The sequence below is a fragment of the Sulfitobacter sp. LC.270.F.C4 genome, assembly GCF_032922545.1.
Lineage (GTDB): Bacteria > Pseudomonadota > Alphaproteobacteria > Rhodobacterales > Rhodobacteraceae > Sulfitobacter > Sulfitobacter profundi.
The window spans coordinates 563,403-579,193 of sequence record NZ_CP136692.1 but is presented as its reverse complement, the minus strand read 5'-3'; the positions used below and the strand labels follow the sequence as shown (position 1 = coordinate 579,193).

The window sequence follows — 15,791 nt, the reverse complement described above, 5'->3', positions numbered from 1 at the left end:
CTCACCCCCAGTGCCTTCGGGGCGCGCGACCCCCTGCGCGCCCCTGTTTTCGTGAAAACCGTGTGTTTTAGATCACATTCTCTTTAGCAACGGCCTTCTTCCTTGAACCTCCGGCGGGGAAAGGCCGTTAGTCTTTCATACACGCATACGACCCTGCCCTGCGCAGAGAGGTCAACCACGGAGCGACCAAATGCTGACAAGACGTCATTTCATCCAGACCACCACAGCGCTTTTTTCCGGCGCGATTGCCACTCCTTTGATGGCACGCACCCGCCCCAGCGAAGCGGAGAAAGCCGCATGGGACGCGCGGATCACCCCGACAGGGTTTGACCCGGCGACCAGCAACCCTTGGGGCGTCCACCCGCGTTTCCTGCCTCAGCGGGTTGTGGCGAACGACAATCTGCGCGTCGGTGACGTTCACGTCGATGCCGTTGCACGCTATGTCTATCATATCGAAGAAGGCGGCACCGCGATGCGCTACGGCGTGGCGATTGCGCGCGGCAATCTTTATGAGCCCGGCACCTACACGATCAAGCGCAAGGTGGAATGGCCGCATTGGACCCCCACTCAAAACATGATCAAGCGCGATCCTGAGCTTTACGCGGGTCTCGAAGACGGCGTGCCCCCCGGCCCTGAGAACCCCCTCGGTTCACGGGCGCTTTATCTATTCGAAGGCAACCGTGACACCTATCTGCGTATCCACGGCACACCCGAGCCGCGCAGCATTGGTGGGCGGGCCAGCTCTGGCTGTGTGCGGATGATTATGGCGCATATTAACCAACTCTACCCGAATGTGCGGACCGGCTCGACGGCCTATCTCTATTCGGCAGAAGAAAGCGTCGTCGCGCGCAGCTAAGCCGCGACGCAGGACGGGGACCGCGAACAGGCGGTCCCCATTCTCATTAGGCTTGGCGTTTGGTGCAGATCGGATTGCCGCCCACCGCCCGCAGCGGTACCATCGTCGTCTCAACCGGACCGCTGTGCTGATACCAATAGCAGCCATCTTCGGGCAGCAAACGCGCCGAGGTCAGGTCTTGGTTCGGCGCGGCAAGGCGCACCACCGACTCTGGCAGATTGCCCACCCGTGCCGACCCGCCATCTGGCGCGGTCGCGGGCACCGTACATCCGGCAACAGCCATCATGGCCGCCCCGATCACAAAAGTTCCTGTTTTCATCAAAGCCTCTGCCATTCCTGATTATATCCCGCGCAATCTGACAGACCGGTTGGGGATTTCAAGCAACAAGGGGGTGAATGAGGCAGATGTTGGCATCGCGCAAGACGCATGGCGACCCCGGCAGGATTCGAACCTGCAACCTGCCCCTTAGGAGGGGGCTGCTCTATCCAGTTGAGCCACGGGGCCGACAGGGGCGGTTTAGCGCAAGCAGGGGGCGATGTCATCGGCAGAATGGCCACCGATTGGTGCGGCGCCCCGGCCCGACTGCACGACCTGACTGCACGGCCAGACTGCGGCAGTGCTTGATCGCGCGTCCCGCTTCGCGCTACCTATGGGTGAGGCAAACAGGAAAACCAAATTGACCACACCCCCCAAACGCCCGTTGACCCTACGCGATGTGTCCGATGCTTGTGGCGTTTCCGAGATGACGGTCAGCCGTGTCCTGCGCAAACGCGGCGACGTGTCAGAGGCCACCCGCAACCGTGTTCTCGCCGCCGCCAAGGCGCTTGGCTATGTGCCCAACCAGATCGCCGGATCGCTGGCCAGCCAGCGCGTGAACCTTGTGGCGGTGGTGATCCCGTCACTGGGCAATATGGTGTTTCCCGAAGTCCTGAACGGCATCAATCAGGTGCTCGAAGACACCCCGCTGCAGCCGGTCGTGGGGGTGACGGACTACCTCCCCGAGAAGGAAGAGCGGGTGCTCTATGAGATGCTCTCGTGGCGGCCTTCGGGGGTGATCATCGCGGGGCTGGAACATTCCGACGCCACCCGCGCCATGCTGCGCAATGCAGGCATTCCGGTGGTCGAGATCATGGACACCGACGGCAAACCCGTCGATGCGATGGTGGGTATATCACACCGTCGCGCGGGGCGCGAGATGGCGCAGGCGATCCTGCGCGAAGGCTATGAGCGGATCGGTTTCATGGGCACGAAAATGCCGCTGGATCACCGCGCCCGCAAACGGTTCGAAGGTTTCACCGAAGGGCTCGCTAAGGCAGGGGTGGAGATCGAAGACCGCGCCTTTTACTCCGGCGGCTCCGCGCTGGCCAAGGGTCGTGAGATGACGCAAGAAATGTTGGAACGCTCACCCGACCTCGATTTCCTGTATTACTCCAATGACATGATTGGCGCAGGCGGGCTGTTGCATCTGATCGATCAAGGCATCGATATCCCCGGTCAGATCGGTTTGGCGGGGTTCAACAACGTCGAACTGTTGCAAGGTTTGCCGCGTCAATTGGCGACGATGGATGCCTGCCGGAACGAGATCGGTCAGGCAGCGGCGCGGATCATCCTCAACCAGACCCAGCCCGAGCCGGACCCGGAAATGCAGACCCAGATCACCCTGACCCCGACGCTGTCGCTGGGCGACACCCTGCGCCGCCGCCGTCAGGGGTGAGCCGCCCAAGGCTCGCCAATGCCGCCGCGCGGCGGTTGTTTTTGGCGCGTCACCTGCTGTCCGACCCGCCGCAGGGCCCGGCCAAGGGCGCGGCACTGCTCAAGTTGATCCATGACTTGGGGTTTGTGCAGCTCGACAGCATCAATACCGTGGCGCGGGCGCATGATCTGATCCTCTTTGCACGGCGTCCTCGGTATCGCCCCGCCGCCCTGAAACGGCTCTATGAAAAAGACCGCGCGCTGTTTGAGCATTGGACCCATGACGCCGCCGTCATCCCGATGGAATTCTACCCCCAGTGGCACCTGCGCCGCACCCGCGATGCGGCAAAGCTGCTGGGCCGTTGGAAGGACTGGCAGCGCCATGATTTCGAAGCGCAGATGCAAAGCGTGCTGGCGCAGGTCCGGGCGGAGGGCAGCGTAACCTCATCGGATGTGGGCCGGGACGAGCCGCGCAGCAGCGGAGGCTGGTGGCAGTGGCATCCGTCGAAAACCGCGCTGGAGTATCTGTGGCGCAGCGGCGCGCTGGCGGTGACCGGACGCGAGGGGTTTCGCAAGCGCTATGATCTGACCGAACGGGCGGTGCCTGCCGTGCTGCACGATCCGGCCAATGCTCCCGGCACGGGGCAGACAATCGACTGGTGCTGCGATCAGGCGCTGGCGCGTTTGGGCTTTGCCACGGCGGGGGAATTGGCCGCCTTTTGGGCCCATATCTCTCCCGCCGAGGCGCGCGGATGGTGCGCGGCCGAACAGGCCGCCGGGCGGTTGGAGGAGATCGATATCGAGGCCGCCGATGGCAGCCTCCGCCCTGCCTTTGTCCGCCCCGGTTGGGCCGAAGACCCCGCCCTCACCCGCGACCCGCCCAAACGTCTGCGCGTGCTTAGCCCCTTCGACCCGGCCCTGCGCGACCGCAAACGCGCGGCACGGCTTTTCGGGTTTGACTACCGGATCGAGGTCTTCGTGCCCGAGGCGCAGCGTAGATACGGCTACTATGTTTTCCCCTTGCTACAGGGCGACCGGCTGGTGGGCCGCGTTGATATGAAAGCGCATCGAGACGCGGATGAGCTGCGCATCACTGCGCTGTGGCCCGAGCGTGGCATCCGCTGGGGCAAGGGGCGGCAGGCGGCGTTTGAGGCGGAAGTGCACCGGCTCCTGCCCCTCGCCGGGGTGAACAAAGTTCGCTTTGCCGACGGCTGGCTGCGCGCGCCGCTTTAGGCGAAACGGGGCGGCAGCAACCCTGCGTGAAACCAGTTGAGATAACTGTGGATCGAATGCACGGGCCGCCCGGTCGCCGCCGCGATGTCGGGGGCGTAGGGTACCATATTCGTGCATTCCAACAGGATCGCGCCGACATCTGCCTGGGCCTCCACCAACTGCTGCGCCGCCTGCACCATCTCGGCCCGCGCCTGCGGCACTTCAAGGTCGGGCAAATTGCCAAGGATCGTCCGGGCGAAACTGCTGCCTTCCAACCCCATCACTGGGCTGCCTTCGGGCACGCCCGCCGCGCGCAGATGGGCGGGCGAAAGCGTGGCGGCCGAGATCGTTAAAATCCCCACCCTGCGCCCGGGCGGCAGGCAAGCCGCGATCTGCCCGGCCTGCTCTAACGCCGAGGCCGCAACCGGCACGTCCAACGCCTCGGCCAGACGGGGCCGGATCAGGGCCAAGAACCCGCAGGTGGTGGCGATGCCGGAGCAGCCTTCGGCGACCAAGCCCCGCCCCACCGCGATGAATGCCTGCACAAAGGGTTCGATATCATCGCAAACGATGGCTTCGGGCGTGGCCCCCGGCACAACGGCATAGCGCACCGGAAAGGGCCAACTCCTCGCATTGCCGACATCGCCCAGAATGCGGGGGAAGCGCGTGTCGAGCATCAGTATACCCAGCCGCGCGCCTGTCTCGTTCGCCATATGCCCTCCGTTTGGGCGCAGGGTGCCTTTGCGGGCAGCGGGAGACAAGTGAAACTCGAACGATGACATTTTATCAGCATTTTGTTGACGTGGTGATTTTTTGTGTAAAGATGCTCCAAAGGAAACAAGCCATGACCCAACGCGAAATCGAAAGCCGCCACCCATGAGCCAGCATGTCGTCGTTATCGGTGCCGGGATTGTCGGCGTCTCTGCCGCGATCTGGCTGCGCCGCGCCGGGGCGGAGGTGACGCTGCTGGACCGGTCTGAGCCGGGGCGCGGCACCTCGCATGGCAATGGTGGCGTGCTGGCGGCGGCGGGCGTTGCGCCGGTGACCGGGCCGGGCCTGATGCGGAAATCGCCCGGCATGCTGCGCGACCCCGAGTTCCCGCTGTTCCTGCGCTGGCCCTATCTGCCCCGCCTGCTGCCGTGGCTGCGCCGCTACATGGCCCACGCCAATGATGCCGACACCCGCCGCATCTCTGCCGGGTTGGCGCCCATCGTCGGTGACAGCGTGGCGCAACACAAAGCCCTCTGTGCCGATCTGGGTCTGGCCGATTGGGTCCACGACAGCGACTATTGCTTTGCCTATACCAGCCGCGCGGCCGTTGAGGCCGAAGCCTACACATGGGCGTTGCGCCGCGATGCGGGCTTCGTGCCAGAGATCATCGAAGGCGGCGCGGTTCAGGAATTCGACCCGGCCTATGGCCCGCAAATCACCTGCGTCGCCCGGTTGGCCGACCACGGTTTCATCGCCGACCCCGGCGGCTATGTCCGGGCGCTGGCCAAGGCGTTTGAGGGGATGGGCGGCACTATTAGACGGGCCGAGGTTGAGGACATCACGATCCTTGATGAAGAGGTCACTTCGGTCCTGACCGACCAAGGCCCGCTGCCCTGCGACGACGTGCTGCTGGCCACCGGGGTCTGGTCGAAACCGCTGATGCGCAAGCTGGGGATCAATGTGCCGCTGGAATCCGAACGCGGCTATCATATCGTGTTTAAGGATGCTGAGGGCGGCCCGTCGCGCCCCACCATGATGGCGGCAGGCAAATTCGTGGCCACGCCGATGGCCGAGGGGCTGCGCTGCGCCGGGATCGTCGAATTCGGCGGGCTGAAGGCGGGCGCATCCAAAGCGCCACTGGCGCTGCTGCGCCGTCAGGCCAAGGCCGCCTTTCCCAACCTCACCGCCGAGGAAGAGATCGAATGGCTGGGGCACCGACCCGCCCCCAGCGACTCGCTGCCCCTGATCGGGCAGATCGGGACGAGCCGGGTCTATACCGCCTTCGGGCATCACCACATCGGGTTGACGGGCGGGCCGAAAACGGGCCGACTGATCGCCGGATTGATCACGGGGCAGCCGCCAAACACGGATCTAACCCCGTATCACCCCCAGCGCTTTGACAGATAACGCCAAGCGCGCACGCAAATAAACAAGGGAGAAACCAAATGACACTGACAGCAAGACTGATGGCCGGCGCGGCGATGACCGCCCTGACACTCGGCACCGCCATGCCTGCCTTCGCGGCCGAGAAATGGGACATGCCGATGGCCTATTCGGCCTCGAACTTCCATTCCGAGAACGGCGTGCAATTCGCCGAATGCGTGACCGAAGCCACCGGCGGCGAGATCGAGATCACTGTGCATCCGGGCGGCGCACTTTTCGCTGGGGCCGACATCAAACGCGCGATCCAGACCGGTCAGGTTCAGATCGGGGAGCGTCTGCTCTCTGGCCACCAGAACGAGAACGCGGTCTTCGGCTTTGACTCCATCCCCTTCCTCGCGCCTTCTTTCGAGGCGAGCGCGAAGCTCTGGGAAGCCGCCAAGCCCAAAGTCGAAGCCGTGCTGGAAGAGCAGAACCTCGTCCTGCTTTATAACGTGCCATGGCCACCTCAAGGGCTCTACTTCAAGAAAGAAGTCGGCTCGGTCGAGGATATGAAGGGCGTCAAGTTTCGCTCCTACAACAACACCACCGCGCGTTTGGCCGAACTGACCGGCATGTCGCCCGTCACCATCGAAGCCGCCGAAGTCAGCCAAGCCTTCGCCACGGGCGTTGCGGAATTGATGATCTCGTCGGGGGCCACCGGCTATGACCAGAAGGTCTGGGAAAGCCTGACGCATTTCTACGAGGTCGACGCTTGGCTGCCGCGCAACTACGTGATGGTGAACGCCGATGTCTGGACCGAAGTCACGGACGCCAACAAAGAGGCGATCACCACCTGCGCCACCGAGGCCGAAGAACGTGGCCTGCAAGCCTCCAAGGACTACACCCAGTTCACCTATGACGGGCTGCGCGAAGGCGGCATGAACGTGGAGCCTGCCAGCGAAGAGCTGATGTCCGGCCTGCGCGAAGTGGGTGAGACCATGACGCAAGAATGGCTCGAAGCCGCGGGCGAAGACGGTCAGGCGATCGTCGACGACTATAAGGCGATGCAATAATCACGAAACCTGCGGCGGTCCGTTATTCGGGCCGCCGTTCTCATGCCGGGGCATGACTTGACTGAGGGAGAGCCAGATGAAGGCGCTGCGCAGACTATTGGACGGACTTTACATCGGGGCGGGGGCGCTGGCGGCGCTCTGTCTGGTGGCCATCCTCACCTTGATCGTGGCCCAGATGGTCGCCCGCTGGACCGGCAATGTCTTTCCGGGCGCAGCCAGCTATGCGGGCTATGCCATGGCCGGGGCAAGCTTCCTCGCCTTTGCCAATGCGCTGAACCGCGGCTCGCATATCCGCGTGTCGATCCTGCTCAATGCGCTGAGCACGGGCGGGAAGCGGCTGCTTGATATCTGGTGTTTCGCCGTGGCGGCGGCGGTCGCGTGGTACTTCACCTATTACGCCTATTGGTTCGTCTACTGGTCGTGGAAGTTCAACGAGGTTAGCCAAGACCAAGATGCCACCGCGCTTTGGATACCGCAATCTGTCATGGTCATCGGCGGCGGCATCCTCGCCATCGCGCTGACGGACAACCTTTTGCATCTCATCTTCAAGGGCGACCACCGCGTCACCCGTGACCTAGTCGATCAAAGCTTCGGGGAATGACGCCATGACCGAGATCTATGCCATTGCCCTGTTCCTGATCGTCCTGTTCTTCCTCCTCGGCACCGGTGTCTGGGTCGGGCTCGCCCTGATGGGCGTGGCCTGGGTCGGGATGGAGCTTTTCACCACCCGCCCCGTCGGCGACGCGATGATCACCACCATCTGGGCCAGCTCCTCTAGCTGGACCCTGACCGCGCTGCCGCTTTTTGTCTGGATGGGCGAAATCCTTTACCGCACGCGATTGTCACAAGACATGTTTCGCGGGCTGTCGCCGTGGCTCGCGAAACTGCCGGGCGGGCTGGTGCATACCAATATCGTGGGCTGTACCGTGTTTGCCGCCGTCTCCGGCTCTTCCGCCGCGACGCTGACGACCGTGGGCAAAATGTCGATCCCCGAACTTCGGGCGCGCAACTATCCTGAGAAGATGATCACCGGCACGCTGGCCGGGGCCGCGACACTGGGCCTGATGATCCCGCCCTCGCTGGCGCTGATCGTCTACGGGGTGACGGTGAACGAAAGCATCACCAAGCTCTTCTTTGCCGGCGTCATGCCCGGCCTGCTGCTGGCGCTGATGTTCATGGGCTATGTCGCGGTGACCAGCTTGATGTCGAAAGACTGGAACCCCGATGTCGAGACCGACATGACCTTCGCCGAAAAGCTGCGCAACTCGCGTTTCCTGCTGCCGGTCTTTGCGCTGATCTCCGTCGTGATCGGGTCGATGTATCTGGGCTTTGCCACCGCAACCGAAGCCGCCGCGATTGGCGTCATCGGCTCCCTAACGCTGGCGCTGTTCCAAGGCTCGCTGAACTGGCACAGCTTCCGCGAGAGCCTCATGGGCGCGATGCGCACCTCTGCGATGATCGCGCTGATCCTTGCGGGCGCGGCGTTCCTGAAACTCTCGATGGGCTTTACCGGCCTGCCCCGTGCGTTGGCCGACGGGATTGCGGCGATGGAGCTGTCCCGCTTCGAACTGCTGATGGCGCTGCTGGTCTTTTACATTGTTCTAGGCATGTTCCTTGATGGCATTTCTTCGGTCGTGCTGACCATGGCCGTGGTTGAGCCGATGGTGCGCGGAGCGGGGATCGATCTGATCTGGTTCGGCATCTTTGTTGTGGTCGTCGTGGAGATGGCGCAGATCACTCCGCCCATCGGGTTCAACCTCTTTGTCCTGCAAGGCATGACCAACCACGAAATGGGCTATATCACCAAAGCCGCGCTGCCGATGTTTGCGATCATGGTCTTTATGGTCTTCGTGCTGATCTGGTTTCCGGAAGTGGCAACATGGCTGCCCGAAAACCTGCGCAGCGCGCCCGTTTAGCGGTGATAGTCCATGTATATCCTGAGGTTGGCGTCGCGTCATGCGCGGGCCTGTCTGATCATCGGGCTACTGGCGGGGCTGTCTTTGCCCAGCCTCGCGGCGATGCTGGCAGATTGGTTGCCGCAGATGGTGGCAGCACTGCTGACGATCACCGCGCTCAGGATCGGGCACCGCGCCGCAACCGGTGCGGCGCGCGATCTGCGGTGGGGGTTGGCCTCGGTGCTGGCGTTGCAGACGGCGCTGCCGCTGCTGCTTCTTGGGGGCTTTACGCTGGCCGGGTTGGGCCAAACGCCTGCCGCGCTGGCGGTGACACTGGCTTCGGCTGCGCCGGCGCTGACAGGCAGCGTAAACCTCGCTTTGTTGCTGCGGCTCGATGCTGGGCGCATGATGCAATTGATGGTCTTGGGAACCGCCGCCTTTCCGTTGACCGTGTTACCAGTGCTGGCCCTTCTGCCGCAACTTGGCCCAGCGACGGAGGTCGCCTTGGCCGCGCTGCGCCTGCTCGCCGTGATCCTCGCCGCGACTGGGCTGGGCTTTGCCCTGCGCCACATATTGCTACCCCGTCCCACGGCACGCCAAATCGAGGCGCTCGACGGGGCGTCGGTGCTGGCGTTTTGTATCATTGTCGTCGGTCTCATGGCCGCGCTGAACCCGGCGCTGCGCAGCGATCCTTGGGCGGTGGCGGGCTGGACGGTGCTGGCCTTCGCCCTAAGCTATTTGTTGCAGGCCGCGACGCTCTTGCTGCTGCGCCGTGGCCCGCTGCGTCACGTCGCCGGGCCGCTGGCGATCGGCGCGGGCAACCGCAATATCGCGCTGTTCCTCGTCGCACTCCCGCCCGAGGTTCTGGCGCCCTTGATGATCTTTATCGGCTGCTGGCAACTGCCGATGTATCTGACCCCGGTGCTGCTGCCGCGCCTTTACGAAAGGATGCTCTCCAATGACTGACTGGCCCCGCATCCGCAGCGTCGGTCTCTCTGGCCTGTTGATCACCTTCGCCGAGAAGATGTCCGAACCGGCCAACCGCGCCGCCCTCGCCTTTCGCGCGGCGGTCGAGGAACAGGACTGGCCCGAGGTGCGCGAGACCAGCACCTCGCTGGTATCAACCTTCGTGCAGTTTGAGGTCAGCCAAGAGGCCATCACACAGATGACCGACCGCCTGCGCGACTTGCTCGAAACCCGCGATTGGTTCGCCGAAGCCCTGCCCGCCGGGCGCAGCCTGTGGCATGTGCCGACCGTCTATGGCACCGACCTCGCCCCGCAGTTGGAGGAAGCCGCCGAGGCCGCGGGCCTCGACCCCGACGCGGCCATAGCCGAGCTGTCGCAGGCTCGCGTGCGCGTCCTCACCATCGGCTTTGCCCCCGGCCAGCCCTATATGGGTGAACTGCCCTCGCATTGGGACATCCCGCGCCAGCAGGGGCTGACAAAATCCGTGCCCTCCGGCGCGCTGGTCGTGGCGATCCGGCAGTTGATCATCTTCACCAATGCCTCCCCCACCGGCTGGCGGCACATCGGCCAGACCGCCTTTCGCACCTTCCGCCCCGGCAGCGACATGCCCTTCCCCCTGTCGCCGGGCGATGAGCTGATTTTCCCATCCATCACCCGGCAAGAGTTCGACCGTATCGCCGATGACCCCACCGGCGGGGCCGAGCGGGAGGCGCTGACATGAGCGGCACGCTGACCATCCTCCAAGCTGGCCCGGCGATGACGGTCCAAGACCTTGGCCGCCCCGGCTACCGTGCCCTTGGCCTGACCCATGGCGGCGCGGCGGACCCGACCGCCCTGCACGAAGGGGCCGCCCTGTTGGGGCAAGACCCAAACTGTGCCGCGTTGGAAATGGCGGGCAGCGGCGGCAGCTTTGAAGCCGAGCAAGACATCCGCATCGCCCTCACCGGCGCGCAGATGCAGGTCAGCATCGACGGAGAGCCGATTGCGTGGAACGCCAGCCACCTGCTGCCTGCCGGGGCCAAACTGACGATCGGCGGCGCGCGGGATGGGGCTTATGGCTACCTTCATGTGGGCGGCGGCTTTGATGTTGAGCCGGTGATGGAGTCGCGCTCCAGCCACCTCGCCGCGGGCATCGGTCGTCTGCTGCAAACGGGCGACAGCCTGCCCGTCGGCAAGGATAGCGGTAGCGTGACCAGCCAAACCCTCCCCCGCGACAGCCGTTTTGGCGGCGAGCGGGTGCGCATTGTCTCCTCCATGCAGACCGACGCCTTTGACGAGGCAACCCGCGCGCGCTTTACCGAAACCACCTTTCGACGTGACGCTCGCGCCAACCGCATGGGCGCACGGATGGATCACGAGGGCGAAGGTTTCGCCACCGGCGGGCAGTTGACCATCGTCTCAGAGGTCATCACCCCCGGCGATATCCAGATTACCGGCGATGGCGCGCCTTTTGTGCTGATGTGTGAATGTCAGACCACCGGCGGCTACCCCCGCATCGGCACGGTGATCCCCTGTGACCTGCCCATCGTGGCGCAGGCGCAGCCCGGCGCTGCGCTGCGGTTCGAGCTCATTGACCTCGACGAAGCGCTGGCCGCCGAGACACGCCACCGCGCCGACCTCGCCGCCCTTCCCAAACGCCGCCAGCCCCTGTTGCGCGATCCCGCGCGCATCCGTGATTTGCTGGGCTATCAACTGATCTCTGGCGTGGTTTCGGCCACCGCCGATCCATTCGAAAAGGACACGCCATGACATCCGTCGATCTGAACGCCGACATGGGCGAAAGCTTTGGCCCATGGACGATGGGCGACGACGCGGCGCTTTTGCGCATCGTGACCTCGGCCAATATCGCTTGCGGCGGCCATGCGGGTGACGCCGATGTCATGGCGGCAACCATGTGGACGGCGCATGAAAACGGCGTCGGCATCGGCGCGCATCCGGGCTTCATGGATCTCGCGGGCTTCGGGCGCAACCGCCTCTCGGTGCCGCGCGGGACCTTGCAGAACCAAATCCGCTATCAAGTCGCCGCCAGCACCGGCATGGCCCGAAGCGTCGGAGCCGAGGTGAGGCACCTGAAACTGCACGGGGCGCTGGCGAATATGGCGTCCGAAGATGAGGGACTTGCCCGTGATCTTTATGAAGCGGCGCTCAGCGTGGCCCCTGACCTCATCGTCATGGTGCTGGCCGCCACGGCGCAGGAAAAAGCGGTGAAATCACTGGGCTGCAAATGGGCCGGAGAAATCTTTGCCGACCGCGCCTATAACGACGACGCCACGCTGGTCGACCGCAGCAATCCGGGCGCGGTGATCCATGACGCCGATCACGCCGCCGCCAGAATGGTCGAGATGGTCAAAGCCGGCGCGATCATCACCGAAAGCGGGAAACACATCCCCACGCGGATCGACACGATCTGCCTGCATGGCGACACGGCAGAGGCCGTTCAAATCGCAACCGCCGTCCGCAAGGGTTTGCAGGACGGCGGGGTAACTTTGGCAAAGTTCGGCGGCAGCGTTTAGCTGCGCACCAGCTTTTCATAGTCCAAGGCGATTTCGCGCGTGATCGCGCCCACCTCGAATTTCCAGTCGCCGATCTGGCCCACCGGGGTCACTTCGGCGGCGGTGCCGGTCAGCCAGCACTGCTCGAAACCTTCGAGTTCCTCGGGCATGATGTGGCGCTCGTGGACTGTAATCCCCTTGTCCTTCAGCATGCCGATGACGGTCTGCCGGGTGATGCCATTAAGGAAGCAATCGGGCGTCGGCGTGTGCACTTCGCCATCCTTGACGAAGAAGATATTCGCGCCCGTCGCCTCGGCCACATAGCCGCGGTAGTCGTACATCATCGCGTCCGAACAGCCCTTCGCTTCGGCGGCGTGTTTGGACATGGTGCAGATCATATAGAGACCTGCCGCCTTGGCGTGGCTCGGGATCGTCTCTGGTGAGGGGCGCTTCCATTTGGAGATGTCGAGCTTGGCGCCCTTCATCTTGGCATCACCGTAATAGGCGCCCCATTCCCATGCCGCGATGGCCAAGCGCACCGGGTTGCGGGCCGAGGCGACACCCATGTCTTCGCCCACACCGCGCCATGCGACCGCGCGCACATAGGCGTCTTGCAGGCCAGAGGCGGCGAGGACTTCGGCCTTGGCGGCTTCGATCTCATCAATGGTGTAGGGGATCTCAAAATCGATCATTTCAGCCGAACGCTTCAGGCGCTCAGAATGTTCACGGCTTTTGAAGATCTTGCCATTATAGGCGCGCTCGCCCTCGAACACCGAAGACGCATAGTGCATCGCATGGGTCAGGATGTGGACATTGGCCTCGCGCCAGTCCACCATTTTGCCATCCATCCAGATGTACCCATCTCGGTTGTCATATCCGCCTGCCATGGTGTTTACCTCCCAAATGACGCGCTATCTTTTCAAAAATTGCGCAAAAATCGGCATATGCAGACATTTAATTGCGCAAAACACGGGATTCGATAGCCTTTCACTATTGGAATGTCAACAACGCTGACGTAAACTGATCCCCAACAGGCCCGAGAGAGATTGAGACATACTATGGCTGACGGGCGGATGATGGCCCCTAGCAGCGGCGACAGCCTGCTGTTTTTGACCGACGAACAACTGCGGCAAGGGATCGAGGCGATGTTCTTTGCCTATCGCGGCTTCACTGCCGATCCCGACAGGATTCTGGCCGATATGGCCTATGGCCGCGCACATCACCGCGCCATCCACTTTATCAACCGCGCCCCCGGCACAACGGTGAACAACCTGCTCAACATCCTCGGGGTCACGAAACAATCGCTCAACCGTGTCTTGCGCACGCTGATCGCCGATGGTCTGGTGCAAAGCAAGGTTGGCCGCAATGACAAGCGCGAGCGGCATCTGTTCCTGACCGACGATGGTCGCAAGCTGGAACAAGAGCTTTCCGATGCTCAGCGCGCGCGCATGCGGCTGGCCTTTCGCACCGCCGGGCCCGAAGCCGTGGCCGGTTTCAGAACGGTATTGGAGGCCATGATGGACCCCGAAATGCGCCAGAGCTTTGACCGGCTCCGCGAAAGCGCTCCATGAACGAGCTTGACGCGCACCTGCTGGTTGTCGACGACGATGAGCGCATCCGCAGCCTGCTAAAGAAATTCCTGATGCGGAACGGCTTTCTGGTCAGCACGGCCCGCGACGCGGCCCATGCGCGCCGGGTGCTGGCGGGGCTAGAGTTTGATCTGATCGTGCTCGACGTGATGATGCCCGGCGAAGACGGCATGGCGCTGACCCGATCCCTACGCGAAACCCTGCAAACGCCGATCCTGCTGCTGACCGCCAAGGGCGAGACCGACAACCGCATCGAAGGGTTGGAGGCCGGGGCCGATGATTACCTGCCCAAACCCTTTGAGCCGAAAGAACTGCTGCTGCGCATCAATGCGATCCTGCGCCGTATGCCCGACACCTCAGCCGCCGACGCCGCGCCAAAAGTGCTGTCGCTCGGCGTGATCCGCTATGACATGGAGCGGGGTGAGATGTGGCAGGGCGACGATCTGGTACGTCTCACCGCGACCGAAGTGCAACTGATGAAGATTTTCGCCGCGCAGCCCGGTGTCGCGCTCAGCCGGTCAAAACTTGTCGAAGAATTGGGCCGCGACCGGGGCCAAGCGCAGGAACGCGCGGTTGATGTTCAGATCACCCGCCTGCGCCGCAAGATCGAAAGCGATCCGAAACAGCCGCAATACCTGCAAACCGTGCGCGGCGCGGGCTATATGCTGGCCCCGGACTGACCCGGTCCTTTTAGCGAAACACATAGGTAAAATTCATAATGCCAGCCCGCTGGCAATGCCCGGCGCGAAGCACTATTGTCGCGCGAAATTCCGACCAACGAGGCGCGCAATGTCTGACACACCCGTAGAAGAGATGAACTTTGAGACCGCCATGGCCGAGCTTGAAAAAGTGCTGGGCCAACTTGAAAATGGCAATGTCGCGCTGGACGAAAGCATTGCGCTTTACGAACGCGGGGCCAAGCTTAAGGCGCGCTGCGAGACCAAGCTGAAAGAGGCCGAAGAAAAGGTCGCCGCGATCACTCTTGATGGCGATGGCAACCCCAATGGGCTGAAACCCGTCGAAGGGCTTTGACCGCCTGCATGACCTTCCAGCCCACCCCCCTTCCCTTGGCAGAGGCGCTTGCCCATGCCCGTGATCTGGCGCAAGCGCAGATCGAAGCGGCCTTGGCCGAGCGCAAAGGCCCGGTGGCCGAGGCGATGCGCTATGCCTGCGGCGGCGGCAAGGGGCTGCGCGGCTTTCTGGTGATCGAATCTGCGCGGCTGCATGGCATCGCCCCCGGTATGGCTGCCCCAGCCGCTGCGGCCATTGAGGCGCTGCATGCCTATTCGCTGGTGCATGACGATCTGCCCTGTATGGACGACGACGATCTGCGCCGGGGCCAGCCCACGGTGCACCGCAAGTGGGATGAGGCGACCGCCGTTCTGGCCGGTGACGCGCTGCAAACGCTGGCCTTTGAATTGCTCGGGCAAGCGCCCTGCCCTGCAGAGGCGCGTCTGACCCTGATGACCAGCCTTGCCCAAGCGGCAGGTGTGGGCGGCATGGTCGGCGGCCAAGCGCTGGACATCGCCGCCGAAACCGCCTCCGCGCCGCTCTCGCTGGCCGAGATCACGGCGCTTCAGGCCGGTAAGACCGGCGCATTGATCGAATGGTCTGCCATGGCCGGGCCACGGATGGCCCGGGCCGATGCCACCGCCCTTGGCGCTTATGCCAAACACCTCGGCCTCGCCTTTCAGATCGCCGATGACATCCTTGACGTCGAAGGCGACGCTGAAACGGTCGGAAAGGCCGTCGGCAAGGACGACGCGGCGGGCAAAGCCACGTTTGTGTCCCACCTCGGTCTGGCCGGGGCCAAAACCCGTGCCGCCGAATTGGTGGACATGGCCTGTGACGCCCTATCTGAATATGGACCAGAGGCGCAGAGCTTGCGAGCCGCTGCCGCCTTCGTTATTGCCCGCGACAGCTAGCCGGGCGGCACATGCGC

The 15,791-nt window shown here is 63.6% G+C and carries 18 protein-coding genes and 1 tRNA gene; 15 read left to right on the top strand and 4 right to left on the bottom strand.

Going from position 1 to position 15,791, the window contains the following annotated elements; translation table 11 throughout:
* Positions 1 to 190 precede the first annotated feature (190 nt).
* Positions 191 to 856 carry a L,D-transpeptidase gene (locus R1T45_RS06605; RefSeq protein WP_067624211.1) on the top strand — a complete coding sequence of 222 codons (666 nt, stop codon included), beginning with the start codon at positions 191 to 193 and terminating at the stop codon, positions 854 to 856.
* 46 nt (positions 857 to 902) lie between these two features.
* Here the strand turns inward: R1T45_RS06605 and R1T45_RS06600 are convergent, their stop codons facing one another.
* Positions 903 to 1,175, bottom strand: a complete 273-nt coding sequence (locus R1T45_RS06600; protein ID WP_411041357.1) for a hypothetical protein — start codon at positions 1,173 to 1,175, stop codon at positions 903 to 905.
* 109 nt (positions 1,176 to 1,284) lie between these two features.
* Positions 1,285 to 1,361: transfer RNA gene (locus R1T45_RS06595), tRNA-Arg, on the bottom strand.
* A 172-nt stretch (positions 1,362 to 1,533) separates the two neighbouring features.
* On the opposite strand from R1T45_RS06595, the gene R1T45_RS06590 reads away from it, so the two are divergent.
* Both R1T45_RS06590 and R1T45_RS06585 read left to right on the top strand, forming a co-directional pair.
* Positions 1,534 to 2,571 carry a LacI family DNA-binding transcriptional regulator gene (locus R1T45_RS06590; RefSeq protein WP_120349930.1) on the top strand — a complete coding sequence of 346 codons (1,038 nt, stop codon included), beginning with the start codon at positions 1,534 to 1,536 and terminating at the stop codon, positions 2,569 to 2,571.
* Positions 2,568 to 3,782 carry a winged helix-turn-helix domain-containing protein gene (locus R1T45_RS06585; RefSeq protein WP_317390449.1) on the top strand — a complete coding sequence of 405 codons (1,215 nt, stop codon included), beginning with the start codon at positions 2,568 to 2,570 and terminating at the stop codon, positions 3,780 to 3,782. Before R1T45_RS06590 ends, R1T45_RS06585 begins: the two co-directional genes overlap by 4 nt.
* Here the strand turns inward: R1T45_RS06585 and R1T45_RS06580 are convergent.
* Complete coding sequence (locus tag R1T45_RS06580) at positions 3,779 to 4,474, bottom strand: aspartate/glutamate racemase family protein (RefSeq protein WP_317390448.1); 696 nt, start codon at positions 4,472 to 4,474, stop codon at positions 3,779 to 3,781. The two genes, R1T45_RS06585 and R1T45_RS06580, sit on opposite strands and share 4 nt — an antisense overlap.
* A 163-nt stretch (positions 4,475 to 4,637) precedes the next feature.
* Between R1T45_RS06580 and R1T45_RS06575 the strand changes: the two genes are divergently transcribed.
* The 8 genes from R1T45_RS06575 to R1T45_RS06540 all read left to right on the top strand — a co-directional run bounded on the left by R1T45_RS06575 (position 4,638) and on the right by R1T45_RS06540 (position 12,281).
* The gene (locus R1T45_RS06575; protein WP_317390447.1) at positions 4,638 to 5,879 is read left to right on the top strand and encodes an FAD-binding oxidoreductase; all 1,242 of its coding nucleotides are present in this window, start codon (positions 4,638 to 4,640) and stop codon (positions 5,877 to 5,879) included.
* A gap of 38 nt (positions 5,880 to 5,917) precedes the next feature.
* Positions 5,918 to 6,907, top strand: coding sequence for a TRAP transporter substrate-binding protein (locus R1T45_RS06570; RefSeq protein ID WP_317390446.1), 990 nt, complete (start codon positions 5,918 to 5,920; stop codon positions 6,905 to 6,907).
* Positions 6,908 to 6,983: 76 nt separating this feature from the next.
* A complete protein-coding gene (locus tag R1T45_RS06565) occupies positions 6,984 to 7,508 on the top strand; it encodes a TRAP transporter small permease (protein WP_067631297.1) in 525 nt (174 codons plus the stop codon).
* Between the two features lie 4 nt (positions 7,509 to 7,512).
* Positions 7,513 to 8,823 carry a TRAP transporter large permease subunit gene (locus R1T45_RS06560; RefSeq protein WP_317390445.1) on the top strand — a complete coding sequence of 437 codons (1,311 nt, stop codon included), beginning with the start codon at positions 7,513 to 7,515 and terminating at the stop codon, positions 8,821 to 8,823.
* A 12-nt stretch (positions 8,824 to 8,835) separates the two neighbouring features.
* Entirely contained in the window at positions 8,836 to 9,768 is a 933-nt protein-coding gene (locus R1T45_RS06555; protein ID WP_317390444.1) for a hypothetical protein, read from the top strand.
* Positions 9,761 to 10,489: a 5-oxoprolinase subunit B family protein gene (locus R1T45_RS06550; protein WP_317390443.1), complete on the top strand. Its 729-nt coding sequence runs from the start codon at positions 9,761 to 9,763 to the stop codon at positions 10,487 to 10,489. The genes R1T45_RS06555 and R1T45_RS06550 overlap by 8 nt, the downstream gene beginning before the upstream one ends.
* Positions 10,486 to 11,517 carry a biotin-dependent carboxyltransferase family protein gene (locus R1T45_RS06545; RefSeq protein ID WP_317390442.1) on the top strand — a complete coding sequence of 344 codons (1,032 nt, stop codon included), beginning with the start codon at positions 10,486 to 10,488 and terminating at the stop codon, positions 11,515 to 11,517. The genes R1T45_RS06550 and R1T45_RS06545 overlap by 4 nt, the downstream gene beginning before the upstream one ends.
* Positions 11,514 to 12,281, top strand: coding sequence for a 5-oxoprolinase subunit PxpA (locus R1T45_RS06540; protein WP_317390441.1), 768 nt, complete (start codon positions 11,514 to 11,516; stop codon positions 12,279 to 12,281). The genes R1T45_RS06545 and R1T45_RS06540 overlap by 4 nt, the downstream gene beginning before the upstream one ends.
* Here R1T45_RS06540 and R1T45_RS06535 read toward each other — a convergent pair.
* Complete coding sequence (locus R1T45_RS06535) at positions 12,278 to 13,147, bottom strand: branched-chain amino acid aminotransferase (protein ID WP_120349921.1); 870 nt, start codon at positions 13,145 to 13,147, stop codon at positions 12,278 to 12,280. The two genes, R1T45_RS06540 and R1T45_RS06535, sit on opposite strands and share 4 nt — an antisense overlap.
* 171 nt (positions 13,148 to 13,318) lie before the next feature.
* Between R1T45_RS06535 and R1T45_RS06530 the strand changes: the two genes are divergently transcribed.
* From R1T45_RS06530 to R1T45_RS06515, 4 genes are all read left to right on the top strand, one after another.
* Positions 13,319 to 13,831 carry a MarR family winged helix-turn-helix transcriptional regulator gene (locus R1T45_RS06530; RefSeq protein ID WP_120349920.1) on the top strand — a complete coding sequence of 171 codons (513 nt, stop codon included), beginning with the start codon at positions 13,319 to 13,321 and terminating at the stop codon, positions 13,829 to 13,831.
* Entirely contained in the window at positions 13,828 to 14,529 is a 702-nt protein-coding gene (locus R1T45_RS06525; RefSeq protein ID WP_067628577.1) for a response regulator, read from the top strand. The genes R1T45_RS06530 and R1T45_RS06525 overlap by 4 nt, the downstream gene beginning before the upstream one ends.
* A 109-nt stretch (positions 14,530 to 14,638) precedes the next feature.
* A complete protein-coding gene (locus tag R1T45_RS06520) occupies positions 14,639 to 14,881 on the top strand; it encodes an exodeoxyribonuclease VII small subunit (RefSeq protein ID WP_067264990.1) in 243 nt (80 codons plus the stop codon).
* Positions 14,882 to 14,889: 8 nt separating this feature from the next.
* Entirely contained in the window at positions 14,890 to 15,774 is an 885-nt protein-coding gene (locus tag R1T45_RS06515) for a farnesyl diphosphate synthase (protein ID WP_317390440.1), read from the top strand.
* Positions 15,775 to 15,791: the final 17 nt, after the last annotated feature.